This is a genomic window from Sinorhizobium mexicanum, from assembly GCF_013488225.1.
Classification (GTDB): domain Bacteria; phylum Pseudomonadota; class Alphaproteobacteria; order Rhizobiales; family Rhizobiaceae; genus Sinorhizobium; species Sinorhizobium mexicanum.
The window spans coordinates 526,268-546,310 of the sequence record NZ_CP041238.1 but is presented as its reverse complement, the minus strand read 5'-3'; the positions used below and the strand labels follow the sequence as shown (position 1 = coordinate 546,310).

General features: G+C 63.3%; 17 protein-coding genes. 11 read left to right on the top strand and 6 right to left on the bottom strand.

The window, feature by feature from the left end:
- The first annotated feature begins 137 nt into the window (after positions 1-137).
- Complete coding sequence (locus FKV68_RS02545) at positions 138-797, top strand: peroxiredoxin (RefSeq protein WP_180939982.1); 660 nt, start codon at positions 138-140, stop codon at positions 795-797.
- Positions 798-976: 179 nt separating this feature from the next.
- Here the strand turns inward: FKV68_RS02545 and FKV68_RS02540 are convergent, their stop codons facing one another.
- Positions 977-1,888 carry a LysR family transcriptional regulator gene (locus FKV68_RS02540; protein ID WP_180939981.1) on the bottom strand — a complete coding sequence of 304 codons (912 nt, stop codon included), beginning with the start codon at positions 1,886-1,888 and terminating at the stop codon, positions 977-979.
- Positions 1,889-2,027: 139 nt separating this feature from the next.
- Here FKV68_RS02540 and FKV68_RS02535 point away from each other — a divergent pair, with 139 nt between their 5' ends.
- The 5 genes from FKV68_RS02535 to FKV68_RS02515 all read left to right on the top strand — a co-directional run bounded on the left by FKV68_RS02535 (position 2,028) and on the right by FKV68_RS02515 (position 9,418).
- Positions 2,028-2,837, top strand: a complete 810-nt coding sequence (locus FKV68_RS02535) for an alpha/beta hydrolase (RefSeq protein ID WP_180941388.1) — start codon at positions 2,028-2,030, stop codon at positions 2,835-2,837.
- A 48-nt stretch (positions 2,838-2,885) separates the two neighbouring features.
- On the top strand, positions 2,886-4,088 hold the full coding sequence (locus FKV68_RS02530; protein WP_180939980.1) for an efflux RND transporter periplasmic adaptor subunit: 1,203 nt from the start codon (positions 2,886-2,888) through the stop codon (positions 4,086-4,088).
- A 133-nt stretch (positions 4,089-4,221) separates the two neighbouring features.
- Entirely contained in the window at positions 4,222-7,407 is a 3,186-nt protein-coding gene (locus FKV68_RS02525) for an efflux RND transporter permease subunit (protein ID WP_180939979.1), read from the top strand.
- A gap of 234 nt (positions 7,408-7,641) precedes the next feature.
- The gene (gene dapE / locus FKV68_RS02520; RefSeq protein WP_180939978.1) at positions 7,642-8,835 is read left to right on the top strand and encodes a succinyl-diaminopimelate desuccinylase; all 1,194 of its coding nucleotides are present in this window, start codon (positions 7,642-7,644) and stop codon (positions 8,833-8,835) included.
- Entirely contained in the window at positions 8,822-9,418 is a 597-nt protein-coding gene (locus tag FKV68_RS02515) for a hypothetical protein (RefSeq protein WP_180939977.1), read from the top strand. Before dapE ends, FKV68_RS02515 begins: the two co-directional genes overlap by 14 nt.
- Positions 9,419-9,561: 143 nt before the next feature.
- Here the strand turns inward: FKV68_RS02515 and truA are convergent, their stop codons facing one another.
- The 3 genes from truA to def all read right to left on the bottom strand — a co-directional run bounded on the left by truA (position 9,562) and on the right by def (position 11,878).
- Complete coding sequence (gene truA, locus FKV68_RS02510; RefSeq protein ID WP_180939976.1) at positions 9,562-10,305, bottom strand: tRNA pseudouridine(38-40) synthase TruA; 744 nt, start codon at positions 10,303-10,305, stop codon at positions 9,562-9,564.
- A complete protein-coding gene (gene fmt / locus FKV68_RS02505) occupies positions 10,305-11,240 on the bottom strand; it encodes a methionyl-tRNA formyltransferase (protein WP_180939975.1) in 936 nt (311 codons plus the stop codon). The genes truA and fmt overlap by 1 nt, the downstream gene beginning before the upstream one ends.
- A 113-nt stretch (positions 11,241-11,353) precedes the next feature.
- The gene (def, locus tag FKV68_RS02500; RefSeq protein ID WP_180941387.1) at positions 11,354-11,878 is read right to left on the bottom strand and encodes a peptide deformylase; all 525 of its coding nucleotides are present in this window, start codon (positions 11,876-11,878) and stop codon (positions 11,354-11,356) included.
- 150 nt (positions 11,879-12,028) lie between these two features.
- On the opposite strand from def, the gene FKV68_RS02495 reads away from it, so the two are divergent.
- The 3 genes from FKV68_RS02495 to FKV68_RS02485 all read left to right on the top strand — a co-directional run bounded on the left by FKV68_RS02495 (position 12,029) and on the right by FKV68_RS02485 (position 16,966).
- Positions 12,029-13,222 (top strand): DNA recombination protein RmuC, encoded by a 1,194-nt coding sequence (locus FKV68_RS02495; RefSeq protein WP_180939974.1) that lies wholly within the window; start codon positions 12,029-12,031, stop codon positions 13,220-13,222.
- 52 nt (positions 13,223-13,274) lie between these two features.
- The gene (locus FKV68_RS02490) at positions 13,275-14,174 is read left to right on the top strand and encodes a ribokinase (RefSeq protein WP_180939973.1); all 900 of its coding nucleotides are present in this window, start codon (positions 13,275-13,277) and stop codon (positions 14,172-14,174) included.
- 407 nt (positions 14,175-14,581) lie between these two features.
- A complete protein-coding gene (locus FKV68_RS02485; protein WP_180939972.1) occupies positions 14,582-16,966 on the top strand; it encodes a methyl-accepting chemotaxis protein in 2,385 nt (794 codons plus the stop codon).
- Between the two features lie 85 nt (positions 16,967-17,051).
- On the opposite strand, the gene FKV68_RS02480 is transcribed toward FKV68_RS02485, so the two are convergent.
- Positions 17,052-17,996 (bottom strand): nucleoside hydrolase, encoded by a 945-nt coding sequence (locus tag FKV68_RS02480; RefSeq protein WP_180939971.1) that lies wholly within the window; start codon positions 17,994-17,996, stop codon positions 17,052-17,054.
- A 272-nt stretch (positions 17,997-18,268) separates the two neighbouring features.
- On the opposite strand from FKV68_RS02480, the gene FKV68_RS02475 reads away from it, so the two are divergent.
- Both FKV68_RS02475 and FKV68_RS02470 read left to right on the top strand, forming a co-directional pair.
- Complete coding sequence (locus FKV68_RS02475) at positions 18,269-18,700, top strand: Hsp20 family protein (RefSeq protein WP_180939970.1); 432 nt, start codon at positions 18,269-18,271, stop codon at positions 18,698-18,700.
- A gap of 47 nt (positions 18,701-18,747) precedes the next feature.
- Positions 18,748-19,005, top strand: coding sequence for a BQ00720 family protein (locus FKV68_RS02470; RefSeq protein WP_136506763.1), 258 nt, complete (start codon positions 18,748-18,750; stop codon positions 19,003-19,005).
- A 143-nt stretch (positions 19,006-19,148) separates the two neighbouring features.
- On the opposite strand, the gene trmB is transcribed toward FKV68_RS02470, so the two are convergent.
- Entirely contained in the window at positions 19,149-19,847 is a 699-nt protein-coding gene (gene trmB, locus FKV68_RS02465) for a tRNA (guanine(46)-N(7))-methyltransferase TrmB (RefSeq protein ID WP_180939969.1), read from the bottom strand.
- Between the last annotated feature and the right edge of the window lie 196 nt (positions 19,848-20,043).

Below are 20,043 nucleotides of genomic sequence, written 5' to 3'. Positions count from 1 at the left end.
GATTTTTTTCTCCAAAAGCGGTATATCACGCTGCTGACATCCTTTTTGCGGATCGTTCAAGCACGTTTCCTCCTCGAAAAGCGCCAGGTTTGCGCTATCCTGCGCAAACCTAATCGCCAGCCATAAAGGAGCAGACCATGAGCCTCCGTATCAACCAAACAGCGCCCGACTTCACCGCCGAGACCACCCAAGGCTCGATCAATTTCCACCAATGGATCGGCGACGGCTGGGCCGTCCTCTTCTCGCATCCGAAGAATTTCACGCCCGTCTGCACCACCGAACTCGGCGCCATGGCCGGGATCGAGAACGAATTCCGCAAGCGCGGCGTCAAGATCATCGGCATCTCCGTCGATCCGGTCGAAAGCCACAGCAAGTGGAAGAACGACATCAAGGTCGCGACCGGTTTCGACGTCGAATATCCGCTGATCGGCGACAAGGACCTCAAGGTGGCCAAGCTCTACGACATGCTGCCGGCCGATGCCGGCGAGACTTCGGAGGGCCGCACACCGGCCGACAACGCCACCGTGCGTTCGGTCTACGTCATCGGCCCGGACAAGAAGATCAAGCTGATCCTCACCTACCCGATGACGACGGGCCGCAATTTCAACGAGATCCTGCGTGCGATCGATTCGATCCAGCTGACCGCCAAGCACCAGGTCGCGACACCGGCGAACTGGCAGCAGGGCGAGGACGTCATCATTACCGCGGCCGTATCCAACGAGGATGCGATCCAGCGCTTCGGCTCCTTCGATACGATCCTGCCCTATCTCCGCAAGACGAAGCAGCCGACCGCGTAAGGCTGGAGCGCCGTGGTTCTCAGACGCGCAGTAGACGCTGTAGCACTTTGAATTGCTGCATGTTTGTGTCCCTAAATCAGATCCGGTTTAGGGATACATGCGGCGGCGACTCGTAGTGGCATCGGAATATCCGCCCATGAACGGCACTTCATGCGCGGGCTATTTTTTCGCCCGCTCAGTCAATCCAGGTCCATCTGCGACTGCGCCATGACCTTCACGACCCAGTCTGCAAAGACGCGCAGCCGGCTGCTCAAGTGCCGGTTCGGCGGATAGACCAGATAGATCGGCATCGAATCGACCTGCCAATCGGGCAGTACCGGGACCATGGTGCCGGCGCGAAGATCGTCGCGAACCATGAAGAACGGCGCTTGGATGACACCCATTCCCGCCCGCGCGGCGGCGATATAGGTCGTCGCCTCGTTTGCGGCCACGGTATAGCGGCTATTGACCTCGATCTCTTCGTTTCCCCGCCGGAAATGGAAGGGCATCTGCTGTCCTGACTTCGGCAGGAAGTAGCCGACGGCATAACAATTCTTCTCGAGGTCCGATGGGTGTCGCGGCACCGGATGCCGCTCGAGGAAGTCCCGCGAGGCGCAGGTGATGAATTTCATCTCCGTAATGCGCCGGGCGATCAGCGATTGGTCCGTCAAATTGCCAGCGCGGATGGCGCAATCGACATTTTCGGCAAGATAGTCGATCGTGCGATCCGATACGCCGAGGTCGATCTGTATGTCCGGGTATTTCTTATGGAATTCGGGCAATGCCGGAATGATGATCAGGTTGGCAAAGGCGCTCGCTGTTTCGACGCGCAGTCTGCCCTTCGGCAGGCTCTGGGCAGTCGAGAGGCTGCCGTCCAGTTCATCGAGATCAGAGAGCAGGCGTGCGGCACGCTCGTAGTAGAGTGCGCCGTCCGGCGTCACCAGAACGCGCCGCGTCGTGCGATTGAGCAACTTGGTGCTCAGGTGCGCCTCCAGCCCCTGGATGAGGTTGGTCACCGTTGCTTTCGGCATGTTGAGGGAGGCGGATGCCCGGGTGAAATTGCCGGTCTCCACCACACGGAGAAAGGCGCGCATGGCCGTGAGCTGGTCCATTTTCAATAACCGAATTGTTCGAAATAGCGAATAGTGTAATCAGGACCCGCTGACTATTCCAGACGAAAGACAATGTTATGCTGCAAACATCGCGGGCTGTCCCTCATCTAGGGATTGCCCCATGGCTGAGACAAGAGAGATGAACGCGCATTTTACCGAAGAGACGATGCAGACGGGTCACGGGGCGTGCCGCGCGCGCGTCTACCGCGGCGCCACGTTGCTGACCCCGCCTCCGGTCGTGCTTCATTTTCACGGCGGGTCCTTCGTCGGGGAATCGGTTGCGGCCGGCGAGAAAGTGGCGAGCGCGCTTGCCGCCGCAGGCGCCGTGGTCATTTCGCCGGAATACCCTTCGGCCTGCCTGAGCCCGTTCCCGGCGGCGCTTGAAGTCTCGTACGCCATGCTGTCGTCCATGCGCAACCGCTGCCCGCAGTTCGCGCACAAGAAGTCGATGCTGTTCGTTGCCGGCGAGGAAGCGGGCGGAAACCTCGCAGCCGGCCTGGCGCTGATGGCGCGCGACCAGTTCCTCTCGGATCTGAAGGGCCAGATCCTCCTGTCGCCCCTGCTCGATCCCTGCATGGCGACCGCATCGTTCCGGAAGTACTGTCCGCAGACGTCGGTGCAGTTGATCGCTGATGGCTGGCAACGCTACCTCGGCGAACGCAGCGGACTGACGCACCCTTATGCGGCGCCCGGACATTGCACGCGACTGGGCGGGCTCGTTCCCGCCCTCGTCATCACCAGCGAGCAGTGTCCGATGCGCGACGAAGCCGAGGCCTACGCGGAGCGGCTTCGCAAGGCCGGGGTCCCGGTAGAAACGCACGTGCTTTCGGGGGGCGCCGCCTGGCTCCCCGCCAACACCTCGTCGCAGGAAAACTGGCCTGTGCAGGAACAGATGATTTCCGGCATTTTCTCCCGCTTTTTCCAGGAGGCGGGGGCGAAGCCGAATTAGCAGATGAAGACGAACTAGGCCGGGCTCCCAACCGGCAAGGAGAAAAATATGACATCGACCGTAACCCGCCGGGTCCTTTGGGGCGCCGGCCTGAGTATCCTATTGTCCGTTGCCGGGGGAACCGCCGTTTTCTTCGGCCTGCCCTCTCGGTTCACGGCTGATGCCGCGACCGACGCGGCCGCGCCGCCGCCGGCCGTTCCCGTTTCGGTGGCCAAGGCAGAATCGCGCCGGATTACGACCTGGGAGAATTTCTCCGGGCGACTCGAGGCGATCGAGCGCGTCGAGGTGCGGCCCCGCGTCGGCGGCGCCGTTCTCGAAGCGCATTTCCGCGAGGGCGCCCTGGTTGAGAAGGGCGACCTCCTCGTCACCATCGATCCCGAGCCCTATGCCGCCGCCGTCGAGCGCGCCGAGGCCCAGGTTGCGGCCGCCGAAGCGCGCGTCGCACTTGCGAAAACCGAGCTTGAACGCGGCCGCAAGCTGGTCACCACCAGCGCGATCCCGCAAAGCGGAGTCGATCAGCGCCTGAGCGTCTACGACGAAGCGCAGGCGAATGTCCGCTCGGCAAAGGCGGCGCTGCGTTCGGCCCGGCTGGACCTTCAATATACTGAGGTGCGTGCGCCGATTTCCGGCCGCGTTGGCAGGCTGGAGGTGACTGCGGGCAATCTCGTGGCCGCCGGCTCCGCCTCGCCGGTCCTGACGACGCTCGTCTCGATCGATCCGATCTATGCGAGTTTCAACGTCAACGAGGAGGTGGTCGCCGCGGCCCTGGCCAAGCTTTCCGCCTCCGCCGGCAGCAACGCAATCGAGCGCATTCCCGTCGAGATCGGCACCGCCGCCGACGAGGGCACACCGATCACCGGCCATATCCAGCTCATCAACAACGAGGTGGACGCCACCACCGGTACGGTCCGCGTCCGGGCAGCGCTCAACAACGCTGACGGCCGGCTGATCCCCGGTCAGTTCGTCCGCATCCGCATCGGCGACCCGGCTCCAACGGAAAAGCTGGTGGTCAGCGATCGTGCCATCGGTTCGGACCAGGACAAGAAATTCGTGCTGGTGGTCGGCGCCGACAACAAGGTCGAGTACCGCCAGGTGACCCTCGGACCGACGGCCGATGGCCTCAGGATCGTCGATGCCGGGCTGAAGCCGGGAGAGAGCATCGTCGTCAACGGGCTGCAGCGCGTCCGGCCCGGCGTCCTCGTTGCCCCGCAGCCGGCCGAAGGGGCCACGGCCTCAATCGCCAAAAAATAGTTGAACGCGGCGCCTCGCCTTCCTCGGAGAGGACGCGAGGCGGCGCCGACCGAACACCTAACTGCATGCTTAGACGCTCGCGGCGAACATCCTCGTCGCGGATGCATGGTTTTTTGTCCCAAGGGGGATCGTTATGAATTTCTCACGCTTTTTCGTTGACCGCCCGGTCTTCGCGGGCGTTCTGTCGGTACTCATATTCGTCGCGGGCCTTATCGGCATGACCGGCCTGCCGATCTCGGAGTATCCGGAAGTCGTGCCGCCGCAGATCGTCGTGCGCGCCCAGTACCCAGGCGCCAATCCCTCGGTGATCGCCGAGACCGTTGCAACCCCGCTTGAAGAACAGATCAACGGCGTCGAGGGCATGCTCTACATGCAGAGCCAGGCGACGGCCGACGGCCTGATGACGCTGACCGTCACCTTCGAGCTCGGCACCGATCCGGACCAGGCCCAGCAGCTGGTTCAGAACCGCGTCTCGCAGGCAGAACCCCGCCTGCCGGAAGAGGTGCGGCGTCTCGGCGTTACGACGGTCAAGAGCTCGCCCGACCTGACGCTCGTGGTGCACCTCATCTCGCCGAACGGTCAATACGACATTAACTACCTGCGCAACTACGGCGTCTTGAACGTGAAGGATCGGCTTGCGCGTGTAGAGGGCGTCGGCCAGGTGCAGATCTTCGGCGGCGGCGACTACTCGATGCGTGTCTGGATCGACCCTGAAAAGGCAGCCGAGCGCGGGCTTGCTGCCAGCGACATCGCCAATGCCATTCGCGGACAGAACGTCCAAGCCGCCGCCGGCGTCATCGGCGCGTCTCCCTCGGTTGCCGGGCTCGACCTGCAACTCTCCGTTAATGCCCAGGGGCGGCTGAGGACACCGGAAGACTTTGCCGACATCGTGGTCAAATCCGGCGCCGATGGCGAGATCACGCGCCTTGGCGACGTCGCGCGCGTCGAAATGGGCGCAGCCGACTACTCGCTGCGCTCCCTCCTCGACAACAAGGCTGCCGTCGGCATGGGCGTCTTCCAGGCACCGGGCTCCAACGCCATCCAGATCTCGGAAAACGTGCACAAGGCGATGGCCGAGCTGAAGCAGACCATGCCGGAAGGCGTCGACTACGAGATCGTCTACGACACGACGCAGTTCGTCAGAGCCTCGATCGAGTCGGTCGTTCATACACTGCTCGAAGCGATCGCACTGGTGGTGCTCGTCGTGATCGTCTTCCTGCAGACCTGGCGCGCCTCGATCATCCCGCTGGTCGCCGTGCCGGTCTCGATCGTCGGCACCTTCGCGGTGATGTACGTCTTCGGATTTTCGATCAATGCGCTGAGCCTCTTCGGCCTGGTGCTGGCGATCGGCATCGTCGTCGATGACGCCATCGTCGTCGTCGAGAACGTCGAGCGCAACATCGCGCAGGGGCTTTCGCCGGTGCAGGCGACCTATCGCGCCATGTCGGAGGTTTCCGGCCCGATCATCGCGATCGCGCTGGTGCTGGTCGCGGTCTTCGTGCCGCTCGCCTTCATCACCGGCCTGACGGGACAGTTCTACCGCCAATTCGCGCTGACGATCGCGATCTCGACTGTGATCTCCGCCTTCAATTCGCTGACGCTTTCTCCGGCGCTCGCCGCCCTTCTCCTGAAGGATCACCACGCGCCGAAGGACCTGCTGACGCGCGTGATGGACAGGCTCTTCGGCTGGTTCTTCCGCGGCTTCAACCGCTTCTTCGGCAAGAGCTCGGAAGCCTACGGCCGCGGCGTCGGCGGCATTCTCACACGCAAGTCGCTGATCATGGGCGTCTACGTGATCCTTATCGGCGTCACCTTCACCCTGTTCCGCGCCGTTCCCGGCGGCTTCGTGCCGGCCCAGGACAAGCAATATCTGATCGGGTTCGCGCAATTGCCGGATGCGGCGACGCTTGACCGCTCGGAAGACGTCATCCGGCGCATGAGCGAGATCGCGCTCAAGCATCCGGGCGTCGAACATGCCATCGCCTTCCCGGGTCTGTCGATCAACGGCTTCACCAACTCGTCGAACTCGGGCATCGTCTTCGTGTCGCTGAAACCGTTCGAGGAACGCACAACGCCGGAACTCTCCGGCGGGGCGATCGCCATGCAACTGAACCAGGAGTTCGGCGCGATCCAGGATGCCTTCATCGCCATGTTCCCGCCGCCGCCCGTTCAGGGCCTCGGCACGACCGGCGGCTTCAAGCTGCAGATCGAGGACAAGAACGGACTCGGCTACCGGGCGCTCGACGATGCGGCCAAGGCGTTCCTTGCGAAAGCGATGGCAACACCGGAACTCGCGGGGCTCTATTCGAGCTATCAGATCAATGTGCCGCAGCTCTACGCCGACCTCGACCGCGTCAAGGCGCGCCAGCTCGGCGTGGCGGTGACCGACGTGTTCGAAACCCTGCAGATCTATCTGGGCTCGCTCTACGTCAACGACTTCAACGCCTTCGGCCGAACCTACAGCGTACGCGTGCAGGCCGATGCGAGCTACCGCAGCCATGCCGACGACATCGGCCGGCTGAAGGTCCGCTCGCAGTCGGGCGAAATGATTCCGCTTTCGGCGCTGTTGAAGGTCGAGCAGACCGTCGGCGCGGAACGGGCGATCCGGTACAACGGCTTCCTGTCCGCCGATATCAACGGCGGCCCGGCACCGGGCTATTCGTCCGGCCAGGCGCAGGCTGCGATCGAAAAGATCGCCTCCGAGACGCTACCGCCCGGCATCAGCTTCGAGTGGACGGACCTGACCTATCAGCAGATCCTCGCCGGCAACTCGGGACTCCTGGTCTTTCCGCTGGCGCTGCTGCTCGTCTATCTCGTGTTGGCGGCCCAGTATGAAAGCCTGTTGCTGCCGATCGCGATCGTGCTGATCGTGCCGATGGGCATCATGGCGGCGCTCACCGGCGTCTGGCTGACCGGCGGAGACAACAACGTCTTCACCCAGATCGGCTTGATCGTGCTCGTCGGCCTGTCCGCCAAGAACGCGATCCTGATCGTCGAGTTCGCTCGCGAACTCGAACTTTCCGGCAGCAGCCCAGTCGCTGCCGCGATCGAGGCGAGCCGGCTGCGTCTGAGGCCGATCCTGATGACCTCGATGGCCTTCATCATGGGCGTCGTGCCGCTTGTCACCTCCACCGGTGCCGGTGCGGAAATGCGCTCGGCCATGGGCGTCGCGGTCTTTGCCGGCATGATCGGCGTTACCGCCTTCGGCATCTTCATGACGCCGGTCTTCTACGTGCTGATCCGCAAGCTCTCCGGAGAGCGGCCGCTGAAGCACGCCGGAGCGCACATCGAAGCACCTCATCTCGCCCCCGGCGAGTGAGGTCCTCCTCCCCTGCCCCCTGCGCTCCCTGCGGGCCGGACGATAATTCGTCCGGCCCGCTTGCCTTCACCGAGGGCGCCTACTGCATTTCAAAATGCTACAGCGCCGCGCGTCCGATTGGACGCGTGGCGCTGTAGCCTCACCATCACGCGTGACAGCCGACACTCGATCGGATAAACCAGCAACCTCCGACCTCACAGGCCTGCGTGCCCTCCGCAGATGGCATTCCGATAGATGACGTCCACCAATCCGATTACCAATCTTTCCACCCTGATTCGCTGCCCCTCCGTCACACCCGCCGAAGGCGGCGCGCTTGCCGCTCTCGAAGCGATGCTAAAGCCGCTTGGCTTCACCGTGGACCGCGTGGTGGCAAAGGAAGCCGGCACCCCGGACATCGAAAATCTCTACGCGCGCCTTGGAAGCGATGGCCCGCACCTGATGTTCGCCGGGCATACCGACGTCGTGCCGGTCGGGGATGAAGCCGCCTGGACCCACCCACCCTTCTCCGCAGCGATCGCCGGAGGCGAAATGTATGGCCGCGGCGCCGTCGACATGAAGGGCGGCATCGCCTGCTTCGTGGCGGCCGTTGCCCGCCACATCGAGAAGCATGGCGCGCCGAAAGGTTCGATCTCGTTCCTGATTACCGGCGACGAGGAAGGCCCGGCCATCAACGGCACGACAAAACTTCTTCAGTGGGCGGCGGCGAAAGGCGAACGCTGGGATGCCTGTCTCGTCGGCGAACCGACCAATCCCGATCAGCTCGGCGACATGATAAAGATCGGCCGGCGCGGCTCGCTCTCGGGCCGGATCACGGTTCACGGCATCCAGGGGCATGCGGCCTATCCGCACCTCGCCGACAATCCCGTGCGCGGCATCCTGCAGCTGACCGAGGCCCTGATGGACCCGCGCTTCGACAACGGTACCGAGAGCTTCCAGCCATCGAACCTCGAGGTCACGACCATCGATGTCGGCAATCCGGCCGTCAACGTCATTCCGGCGAAAGCGAGCGCCAGCTTCAACGTTCGCTTCAACGACAATTGGACCGCCGAAAGCCTCATGGCGGAGATTGGCGCCAGGCTCGATCGCGCCGCAGCGAGCGACAAGCTTAGGTCCGGCCGCGCACCGGTCCGCTACGACATCGTCTGGAACGAGCGTCCTAGCCACGTGTTCCTCACGCGCAACAACGCCCTCATCGATTCGCTTTCCGGCGCGGTCGAGGCCGTCGTCGGGCGCCAGCCGAAGCTTTCGACTACCGGCGGCACCTCGGATGCGCGCTTCATCAAGGATTATTGCCCCGTCGTCGAATTCGGCCTCGTCGGGCAGACGATGCATATGGTGGACGAGCGCGTTGCCGTCGCCGATCTCGAAACCTTGACGGGAATCTACGAGACCTTCATAGCCCGCTGGTTCGGTCATGCCGCTGCTTGAGGAGGTCCTCACCTACGTCAAGGGGTTATGGCTGCTCATCCAGGGCAACCGCGAGGGCTTCCGCTGGCTGGACATCAGCGAAAGCGGCCTATGGCGTTCGTTTGCGGCAATGCTCTGGTCCCTGCCGGCGATCGCCGTGACCTGGGCGTCCTGGCGGCTCTTTTATCTTTCGGCCATGCCGGCCGGCACGACGATCGGCTTCAGCTTCATCCTGAAGCTGCTTGCCGTCGACCTCGCCAGCTGGCTGCTGCCTATCGTCCTGATCGTCATCCTGTCCCGGCCGCTCGGTTTTACGATTTTTGTGGTGCCGGTGATCGTTACCACCAACTGGCTCTCGGTGCCGCTCTCCTATGCCATGGCGCTGCCCGCTGCGATCCGTCTGCTGATCCCGGGCAGTCAGGGCCTGACAAGCCTGATCTGGCTCTTGCTGCTGGTCGTCAGCGTTGGGCTGCTCTTCCGGCTTCTGCGCACGGTCACCGGCAACCAGACCTTGCTGGCGGCCGCATTGACGGCACTCTTCCTGCTGCCGTCGATGATGATCGGCGAGGTTCTGCAGCGTTTCTTTGGTCTCGTTCCGGGCTAGAGCATCCCGCATTCAAGTGGAATCGCTGAAAGCGGACAAGGTGCTCTAGAATCAAAGTGCTCGAGCGTCCTTTGCGCGTTCATTTGAACGCACGGCGCTCTAGCGAGGCGCTGCGCCTGCTGCGCGCGGCGCTGTCGCGAAGGTCAGTAATCCACCTGCATGAAGTAGAGGCCGTCAGGAGGCGCCACCGGCCCGCAGGCCTTTCGATCGCGCGCTTCGAGCGCCGCCTGCAACTCGTCTGGCGTCCACTTGCCCTCGCCCACCAGCTTCAGCGAACCGGCGAAGGAGCGAATCTGGTTGTGCAGAAAGCTCTGGGCTGTGGCACGGATCTCGATGAGGTCCCCCGCCCGCGTCACGTCGAGCCGATCAAGCGTACGCAGCGGGCTCGTCGCCTGGCAGTGGGCGGAGCGGAAGGTGGTGAAATCGTGGTGGCCGACCAGGCGTTGTGCGGCCTCATGCATGGCCTCATGGTCGAGCGTTTTCGGCACCCACCAGGCGCGCCTTGCTTCAAGCGCCAGCGGCGAACGACGGGAGATGATGCGGTAAAGATAGTGGCGGCGGACTGCCGAGAAACGCGCGTCGAAATCAGCCGGCGCTTCGAGTGCGTCGAGAATAGAGACACGTTCGCCGGCAAGCGCGAGATGCGCATTGAGCGCGTTGCGCAAGGTGTGCGTCTTCCATTCGCGCGTGAGGTCCGCATGCGCCACCTGGCCCATGGCATGGACGCCGGAATCGGTGCGTCCCGCCCCGCGGACGGACACCGTCTCTCCGGTCAGCGACAGGATCGCCTTCTCGATCGCACCCTGGACGGACGGACCGTTTTCCTGACGCTGCCAGCCGACATAGCCGGAGCCGTCGTATTCGACGATCAGGCGATAGCGCGGCATCAGGCGATCCTCGTGCCGCGAGCGAGGGGTGTTCCGCGCAGGAACTCGGCGACGGCGAGCGGCTTGCCGCCGGCCTTCTGCAACCGGGTCGGCCGCACCGCGCCGTCGCCGCAGGCAATGGTTAGTGCCTCGTCCAGGACGGTGCCAGCCGCGTCGGCTCCGGCGGCTTTCTCGGAATTCAGCACTTTTATGCGTTCCGGCTTTCCAGCAATCGTCAGTTCGAACCAGGCTCCGGGAAAAGGCGAAAGGCCACGAATGTGGTTGTGAACCTCGCCCGCCGGCCTGGTGAAATCGATCCGGGTCTCCGCCTTGCTGATCTTGGCAGCGTAGACGGCCCCCCCCTCCGGTTGCGGCGTCAGCGGCAGCTCACCCAGTTCGAGCTTCGCCATCGCCTCCTTCATCAGGGCCGCGCCGACCTGCATCAGCTTGTCGTGCAGCTCGCCAGCCGTCATCGTCTCGCCGATCGCAACGGCCTTGGCGAGCGCGACCGGGCCGGTATCGAGCCCCTTGTCCATCTTCATCACCATCATGCCGGTCTCGTGGTCGCCGGCCATGATTGCGCGCTGGATCGGCGCTGCCCCGCGCCAGCGCGGCAGCAGCGAGGCGTGTCCGTTGTAGCAGCCATGCCTCGTTCCCTGGAGGATCGCCTCGGGCAGCAGCAAGCCGTAGGCGACGACGACGGCGACGTCGGCGTTGAACTTGGCGAAGGTCGCGCGATCAGAAGCATCCTTAAAGTTCGGCGGGGTCAGAACGGGGATGCCGAGAAGTTCGGCTGCCTGATGAACCGGAGACTTCTGCAGGTCGAGACCACGTCGCCCGCCAGGACGCGGGGGCTGCGTGTAGACCGCGGCGATCTCATGGCCAGCCTCGGCGAGTGCGACAAGCGTCGGCACAGAGAATTCCGGCGTTCCCATGAAAATGATGCGAAGCGACAAGGCGGCAAACTCCGTCTCTTGAAATCAGGCTGCGCCTGCGATTTCCGGCACCGGTGCGCGGCGCTCTCGATAAAGAGTTGGAGCGGGATGCTCGTCTCACCCCGCTCGCGATCTCAAATCGCTTTGGCGCCGCGTGTCTTGGCTGCCTTGGTGAACTTGCGGATCACGATATCCCGCTTGAGCTTGGAGATATGATCGATGAACAGGACGCCGTTCAGATGATCGATCTCGTGCTGCAGGCAGGTGGCAAGCAGGCCATCCGCCTCGAGCGTATGCTCCTTGCCGTGGCGATCGAGATATTCGACGGTAATCGCCGCCGGGCGCTCCACTTCGGCGTAGTAGTCCGGGATCGACAGGCAGCCTTCCTCGTAGACCGAGCGCTCATCGGCGGATCTGACGATTTTCGGATTGATGAAGACGAGCGGGGTCTTCTCCTCGCCTTCCTTCGACACGTCGAGAACCAGGAGGCGCTTCGGCACGCCGATCTGGATCGCCGCAAGGCCGATGCCCGGCGCGTCGTACATGGTTTCCAGCATGTCGTCGGCGAGGCGGCGGATGTCGTCATCAATGGTCTCCACCGGCTTGGACACCTGGCGCAGAACCGGATCGGGAAGGATGATTAGCGGCTTGATCGTCATGCTGATCCCATAGCCGATCTTTCCGCTTGCGCGCAAGAACATTGCCTCCGGCGAAGATCGGACACGCCGCGCTTGTTGTCCGCAACGACCGGAATAGGTTTGTTCTTGTTTTGATCTGGTTTTTGGGCACGAATCTGTTAGGCTGCAGCCATGGAGCCCATCGCCTTTTCCTTCGACCATCCCTTGTTCCTGCTCGGCGCCCTGCCCGTCACGGCCGGTCATCTCGCCACGGCCGCCGCACTTCTCATGACGCTCGCGAGCCTCATGCTTGCGCGCCGGGCAAGATTTGCCCGCGCCGGCGAGCGTGACGAGCAGATGGCGACGCTTCTCGCTGCGCAGACGGAATTGCAGGGCCGCATCGCCGCCATGGCGGACGTTTTCGGCACCCGTCAGGCGGAACTCAACCAGTCTATCAGCCAGCGAATCGACGGCATGACGCACCGCATTGGCGCCTCGATCAGCGAGCAGACGAAAGCGACCCACGAAAACCTTCGCCGTCTGCAGGAGCGGCTTGCCGTGATCGACAGCGCGCAGAACAACATTCAGTCGTTGGCCAAGGACATGGCCGGACTGCAGACCATCCTGGCGAACAAGCAGACCCGCGGGGCCTTCGGCCAGTCGCGCATGGAAGCGATCGTTGCCGACGGGTTGCCAATGGGCGCTTTCGCCTTCCAGACAACGCTTTCGAACGGCGCCCGCCCGGATTGCACGATCCGCATGCCGAACGGCCAGCCGCCGCTCGTCATCGACGCGAAGTTTCCGCTCGAAGGATGGAACGCGATGCGCGACGCGGCGACGGCCGAACGGCGGCAGCAGGCGGCACAGACGTTCCGCCGTGACATGGAGGTGCATATCCGCGATATCGCCAGCAAGTATCTCTTGCCGGGAGAAACACAGGAGACGGCCTTCCTCTTTGTGCCTTCCGAGTCGATCTTCGCCGAAATCCACGAGCACTTCGAGGCGGTCGTGCAAAAGGCGCATCGCCAGCGCATCGTCATCGTCTCGCCGTCGCTGCTGCTTTTGTCGATCCAGGTGATCCAGGCGATCCTCAAGGATGCGCGCATGCGCGAGCAGGCACACCTGATTCAGGGCGAAGTCGCGCGGCTGATGGACGACCTTTCACGGCTCGACGAGCGTGTGCGCAAGCTCCAGGGCCATTTCGCCATGACGCAGAAGGACGTCGAGGACATCCTCATCTCGTCGGACAAGTTGACCCGGCGCGGCGCCAAGATCGAGGCCCTGGAACTCGCGGCCGAAGCCGCGCCCGCAGAGGGCGACAGCAGCGGACGGCCGCTGGACAACCGGATGGGGCAATTGAAGCTGCGGGTGGTTGACGAGGACTGACGCGGTCGGGCACTCTTCGCGAAAATCAATAATCCGACGAGGGCATCTCCACATGATCACTGTCCTTGGGTCCATCAACATGGACCTGATCGCTACGACCGCGCGCCTGCCGAAGCCCGGCGAAACCGTTGCCGGAACAGGCTTTTCGACCGCCGCCGGCGGCAAGGGCGCAAACCAGGCGCTGGCTGCCCGCCGCGCCGGCGCGTCAGTGCGCATGGCCGGCGCCGTCGGGTGGGATAGTTTTGCGGAGGGTGCGCTGGCGCTGCTCAAAGAAGGGGGAGCCGATCTTGGCCTTATCAAGACGGTGGATGAGCCTACCGGTACGGCACATATCATCGTCGGTGGCGACGGCGAAAACGTCATCGTTGTCGTCGCCAGCGCCAATGCAACGGTGAGCGAGAGCGACGCAACGGCGGCGCTCGATGCAATGTCGCCTGGCGACACGCTGATGCTGCAGCTCGAAATCCCGGCCGCCTCCGTCGAAAAGGCGCTTGGGGAAGCCAAACGCCGCGGTATTCGTTCGATCGTCAACATCGCCCCACTGACGCCCGAGGCCGCCCGTCTCGGCCGAATGGCCGATATCGTGATAGCCAACGAAACCGAATTCGAACTGCTGGCCGGCAAGAGCGGCATCGACGGTGCTGAGCGCGAGGCGGCGATGAAACGGCTCCACGACGAAACCGGCCGGACCGTGATCGTGACGCTTGGCGCCGAGGGCGTGATCGCCATTCATGACGGTGCCGTTCATCGCGCCAAGGGCCTGACCATCGAACCGGTCGACACCGTCGGCGCCGGCGATACGTTCTGCGGCTATCTGGCCGCGGGCCTCGACGCCGGCCTCCCCCTTCCCGACGCGCTGCGGCAAGCGGCGGTCGCCGGATCGCTTGCATGCCTCAAGCCCGGTGCGCAACCGGCCATACCGCTGGCGTCCGAGGTTGCCGCCTGTCTGTAAGCGACAGCGCCGCGTTTTGCCTCCCATTTCGGCCCATTTCGCAAACCCGACAGCATATGTCGCGTCGATTAAACTCGGCGGGCAAGACTTGCGTGTCGCGACCTTGATTTAGCCTCGGCGTTGGCTGGATCTTAAGATTTGATCCTCTATTCAGACGCATGAGAAGGTCGAACGTCCTACAGCGCCGCGCGTCTCATCAGACGCGCAAGGGACGCTGTAGCACTTTGAAGTGCTGCATGTTTTATCCTTAAATCGGCTACGATTTAAGGAAACATGCAGTAAGGTTTGGCCGCCTCCTTCGTGCCGGTTGGCATCATGGCGCTCCATGACGGAGTTTCACCCCACAATTCGGAATGCGTCACGCCGTGGGCGACAAGCCCGCGGACCTCTCAGTATGTGAGGATTTCATGTTCAAGTTCCAAGCCAAATCATTGGCGACCAAGCTGATCGCTGTGACAGGCGGTACGATCGCACTCGTGCTGCTCGCCTCGAATTTCGTTCTCATCTCCCAGACACAGAATCGCGTCGAGACGCTTGTCCTCGACGACGCTGACAGCGAAGCACACGCCATCGCTTCCGAGATCGCGGGCAGCGTCGGTGAACTCGCGGCAGCCGCGCGCACCATGTCGGGCGTTCTCGGTCGGGGCCACGCCGGGCAGTCCATCGATCGCACCGGCGCCGTCAATCTCTTGAAGGCTAACCTGGAGCAGCACAAGTTCGCCTTCGGAAGCTGGTTCGCCGAGGAACCGAAGGCCTTCGATGGGAAGGATGTCGTCAACAATACGGAGCTTGGCGGTAACGCAGACGGCGCATTCACGCCCTACTGGTCGAAGAACCGCAACGGCGAAGCGCAGCTCTCGACCTTCAAGGCCGACTATGCAGCTGAATGGTACGCCCTCGCGGCCAAGAGCGGCAAGGGGGCGATCACCCAGCCGTACCTTGCCGAAGGCACCGACGTCCCCACCACGATGAGCTCGATCGCCTATCCGGTGATGTCCGACGGCAAGCTGATCGGCGTCTCCGGCGTCGACATTTCGCTCGCCTCGCTCGCCGACGACCTCGCAAAGGTCAGGCCTTTCGGCTCGGGCCGGGTCTACCTGCTGTCGCAGAGCGGCAAGTGGCTCGTGGCGCCGATCCCGGATCTGTTGATGAAAGATTATGACGGCGAAGGCGCCGACATCGTCAAGAACGCCCTGTCGTCGGCGACGTCCGGCACGATCAAGAATCTAACCTACGACGGAAACGAGCCCTTCGATCGCGTCGTCTATCCCTTCAAGCTGCCGAACGTCAACGCCAACTGGGTCGTGCTCGTGGACGTGCCGCGTGCGGTAATCAATGCGCCGGTCCGCGATCAGACCTATATGATGATCGTCGGCGGTCTTGTGGTCCTCGCTGCCGTGCTCGCCGGCCTTTACTTCGCAGTTCGCCGCTTCGTGCAGAAACCGCTTGCCGGGCTTGTCAGCGACGTTCAGACGCTTAGCGACGGCGACTATACCAAGCCGATCGCCGGCCAGGATCGCTCGGACGAAACCGGCTCCGTTGCCAAGGCGCTGGAAGGTTTCCGCCATCAGCTCGCCGACACCAAGCGCCTCGAGGGAGAAGCCCGCCACCAGCGTGAACAGGCAGAGATGCAGCGCAACCAATCGGAAACAGAGCGCGCCGAAAGCAATGCCCTGCAGCGCGATATCGTCGCCCGCCTCGGCAAGGGCCTGTCGCATTTGTCGGCCGGTGACCTCGCCTTCCGCATCACCGACGAATTCCCGGGCGAATACGCGCAACTGAAGCGTGATTTCAACGCGACGATGGAGAGCCTCGAAGAGACCATCCGGACCGTCAATCACTCGGTCGTCAACATCGGCAGTGGCACCTCCGAGATCAGCAATGCCGCGAACGACCTCTCGCACCGGACGGAACAGCAGGCAGCGAGCCTCGAGGAAACAGCGGCCGCCCTCGACCAGCTTACCTCGCAGGTGAACGCCAGCGCCGAGAATGCCAAGGTTGCGGCGAAATCGGTCGAGGTGGCGAGCAGCGACGCCGAGCAATCCGGCGAGGTCGTGCAGAAGGCCATCGCGGCCATGCAGGGTATCGAGCAATCCTCCCACGAGGTCAGCCGGATCATCGGCGTCATCGATGAGATCGCCTTCCAGACGAACCTGCTGGCGCTCAACGCGGGCGTCGAGGCGGCACGCGCCGGAGACGCCGGCAAGGGCTTCGCCGTCGTCGCGCAGGAGGTACGCGAGCTTGCACAGCGCTCGGCAAACGCTGCGAAAGAGATCAAGACGCTGATCAACACCTCCGCGGGCCAGGTCCGGGAGGGCGTGGATCTCGTCGGCAAGGCGGGTAGCGCACTCGAGAAGATCGCCGAGCAGGTGGTCCAGATCAACAGCCTGATCCGCCAGATCTCAAGTTCCGCGTCGGAACAGGCGGTCGGCCTCAAGGAGATCAACTCCGCTGTCAACCAGATGGATCAGGTGACGCAGCAGAACGCGGCGATGGTCGAAGAAACGACGGCCGCCAGCATGGCGCTGAATGACGAAGCCGGCGCATTGAGCACGCTGGTTTCCCGTTTCCGTGTCGCGCAGCAGACGCCGGCCCAGTCGTCGTCCGAGATGCTGCGCGGTGCAGCCGAGCGGATGCGCGCGGCGGAACGTCCCGCCTCTGCTCCGCCTGCCGCCAAGGACAGCCGCCCGGCAACGGCACGCAGCGGCGGCTATTCGGCATCGACGCAGCGCGTACTTGGCCAGACATCCGGTGCCAATGCGCTCGCTCAGGACAATTGGGAAGAGTTCTGAGCCTGCGATAGAAACGAACAGCGAGACGGCGCCCCAAGAGGCGCCGTCTTCATTTCAAGGATTTAGCTGTTCGTGACGGCGCCGGTCAGATGCGCGCCAGACGCTCCGTCAGGAGATCGAAGAAGCCCTCGTCGTCGATGTGGCGCATAACCTTGGCATTGTGCTTGCGGCCGGTCACCTGCCACCAGTCGACGACGGTCATGCCCGCCGTCAAGGCGGACGTCGTCTCGATCTCGACGTTGCAGTCGCGCCCGGTGAACAGTTCCGGCCGCAGCAGGTAGGCGATCACCGTCGGGTCATGCAGCGGCCCGCCGTCCGTGCCGTATTTTTCGATGTCGAAGCGCTCGAAGAACTCCAGCATTTCGGCCATGGCTATTGCCGCGGGGCTGCCGATCTCGCGGATCTTCTGGACGCGGGCCTTGTGGGTCAGGACGCGATGCGTCACGTCGAGCGGCATCATCACGATCGGGATGCCGGAGCGGAAAACGATTTCGGCGGCTTCCGGATCGACGTAAACATTGAATTCCGCCGCCGGTGTGATGTTGCCGCCCTCGAAGAACCCGCCGCCCATCATCACGAGCTCGCGTACCCGCGGTGCGATTTCCGGCGCCTTCGTCAGGGCAAGCGCGATATTGGTCAGGGGGCCGAGCGTGCAGAGCGTAACAGTCCCCTCTTTTTCGGCGAGCAGCGTCTCGATGATGAAATCGACGGCGCCCTGCTCCTGCAGCGGCATCGTCGGCTCCGCCAGTGCCGGCCCGTCGAGTCCCGTCTTGCCATGGACATGCTCGGCCGTGACCAGCGGGCGCGCGACCGGCCGCTCCGCCCCCGCGAAGACCTTCACATCCGTCCTGTTGCAAAGCTCGCAAATGATGCGGGCGTTGCGGGCTGTCAGCGAAAGCGGGACGTTGCCGGCGACGGTGGTGATGCCCAAAAGGTCGATCTCCTCCGGACTACCGAAGGCAAGCATGATGGCGGCTGCGTCGTCCTGCCCGGGATCGGTGTCGATGATTATCTTTCTCGCGTTTGACACTTTCTCGATCCTCCTTGGTCACCAGGGTCGCGGCTCTCGATCCGAACACGACCGTGACCGATCCTGAGATATTGACGCAGCATTCGGCTGGAAACCGCTTCGCGGTTCCCTCTTTCCTCACCCTGCTCCGATTTTATCGCAGCGAACTATGATTTGCGTGCGCCGCCGAGGCAAGCGGCTTGCACTCGTTGCTCACAGCTACCATATTGCGGCGTGGATGCTGCTTGGCAGGTCCGCAAGACATGGTCGCTTGAGCTGCAAGGACTTGGGACATGAGCAGGATCACGCCCTTTACCAGCCCGCTTCTGCTGGGCTTTGACACGATGGAAAAGACCCTTGAGCGCATCGCCAAGGGCAATGACGGATATCCACCCTACAATATCGAGCGCATTCGCGGCGACGCATCTTCGGACGCGCCGGAGCGGCTGCGGATAACACTCGCGGTCGCCGGCTTCTCCGAGGAGGACCTGGACGTCACGACCGAAGAAAACCAGTTGGTCATTCGTGGCCGCCAGGTCGATATGGGCGAGCGGGAGTACCTGCACCGCGGCATTGCCGCCCGGCAGTTCCAGCGCACCTTTGTTCTCGCCGACGGCATGAAGGTTCTCGGTGCCGAGCTGCGCAACGGTCTCCTTTCCGTCGACCTCGTGCGGCCCGAACCGGTCCGCATGGTAAAGAAAATTAACATTTCCGTCCCAGAGTAGGATAACCGGCGGGATTCACCCCTGTCCGGCGACCACGGAGTGTCACCATGGGACTGAAAGCCATCAACACATCGCTGTCGAAGAACGACCTCGCGCATCTCGGCGAGGGCGAAGTCGGCTATATCCGCAAGATGCGTTCGGAGGAGGTCTCCCGTTGTTTCCCGGAAGCGCCTGAAATGGGCCCCGGAATCGACCTGTGGGCCCTGTTCGGCGCCGACGGCACGCCGATCCTCTTGACCGACAATCGGTCCAGCACCTTCTTCAAGGCGGCCGAGGACGATCTTCGCACCGTCAGCCTTCATTGAAGGCAAGGGACGCATGCGGGCGCCTCGCTGCGCCCGCATCATGACATCGCCGCCGAACGGCAGCGCCTACGGTTATTTCCTCAACGCCCGGCAGGGCAATGCCACTTTTGGCGTCCGCTCACGGCGTTGGGGCCGCAGCTATCTCAAGCACGGCGAAAGGTGAGGTAGGCGGAGCTCCGCCCTTCCCGGCGCGCCTTGGCTTCGTAGCGCGTGCTCGGCCACCCTGCGAATGGGGTAAGCCAGTCGGCTGATTTCTCCGCGGTCCATTCGAAGGCCGCGTGGTCGCGGCAGTGAAGCAGCGTCCAATTGACATAGGTGTCGATATCCGAGGCGAAGCAGAAGAGCCCACCGGGCTTCAGGATGCGCGCAAACCGATCCAGGTTGACCCTGGAAACGAAACGCCGCTTCCAGTGTTTCCGCTTCGGCCAGGGATCGGGATAGAGCAGATCGATCTGGTCGACGGACGCCTCCGGCAGCCAGTCCAGCACCTGCGTCGCGTCGTCGTCATAGAGCCGGACATTGGCGAGCTTTCGCGCCTCGATCTGTCCGAGCAACTTCGCCATCGAGTTGACGAAGGGCTCGACGCCGACGAAGCCGGTTGCCGGATCCCCCGCGGCGCGATGAACCAGATGCTCCCCGCCACCGAACCCGATTTCCAGGCGAATGCGGCTCACCGGCTGCGGGAAAAGCGTCGTCAGGTCGGCCGGCGCCGGCTCGGCAAGATCGAGCCGGAGCGCGGGCAGCAAATGCTCGAGATGGGCAGCCTGGCGTTCGCGCAAGGGCTTGCCCTTGCGGCGGCCAAAGAAGGCCTCCGTGGCTCTGGCGCGGCGCGGTTCAGTCATCACGATCTTCCTTCAAACAACAAAGCGGACGCTCCACCGGGAGCATCCGCTCTTGATCCCGCAATGTGGTGCGCCTGAATAGCAGCGCACCGGGCCATTGCAATATTTTTCAACGCTCGTGGCTGCGCTGCTGCATGTTTCCTTAAATCGTAGCCGAGTTAAGGATAAAACAGGCAGCAATTCAACGTGCTACAGC